Source organism: Burkholderia sp. Bp9143 (assembly GCF_003853645.1).
Taxonomy (GTDB): Bacteria; Pseudomonadota; Gammaproteobacteria; order Burkholderiales; family Burkholderiaceae; genus Burkholderia.
In genome coordinates this window covers 1-518 of record NZ_QTPO01000169.1, presented here as the reverse complement: position 1 = coordinate 518, position 518 = coordinate 1, and the positions used below count along the sequence as shown (strand labels likewise).

2 tRNA genes are annotated in these 518 nt (G+C 50.0%); both read left to right on the top strand.

Annotation, left to right across the window (positions count from 1 at the left end):
- Nucleotides 1-97 precede the first annotated feature (97 nt).
- Nucleotides 98-174: transfer RNA gene (locus DIE23_RS39180), tRNA-Ile, on the top strand.
- Between the two features lie 36 nt (nt 175-210).
- Nucleotides 211-286 (top strand) — tRNA-Ala (locus DIE23_RS39175).
- Nucleotides 287-518: the final 232 nt, after the last annotated feature.

The following is a 518-nucleotide window of genomic DNA, read 5'->3' as shown; positions in this document are numbered from 1 at the left end:
CCGTATCGGAAGGTGCGGCTGGATCACCTCCTTTCCAGAGCTTCTCGCAAAGTTGAGCGCTCACGCTTATCGGCTGTAAATTTAAAGACAGACTCAGGGGTCTGTAGCTCAGTCGGTTAGAGCACCGTCTTGATAAGGCGGGGGTCGTTGGTTCGAATCCAACCAGACCCACCATTGTCTGGCGGTAACACCTGAGGCATCTGTACACATGGGGGCATAGCTCAGCTGGGAGAGCACCTGCTTTGCAAGCAGGGGGTCGTCGGTTCGATCCCGTCTGCCTCCACCAATCTTCAATGACAAGCGTTCGACTTGATCGAACGTTTGTCATTGGCGATTGAGCCAGTCAGAGTGATACGTAGTACGTATCGGCTGTCGTTCTTTAACAATCTGGAAGAAGTAAGTAATTTGGATAGCGGAAGCGTCTTGAGATGGACGTGAAAACTATCCGGGTTGTGATTGTATCGATGTATCTCAAGATGATTCGAACTCTATGTTTGACTCAATTGGAATACGGCACA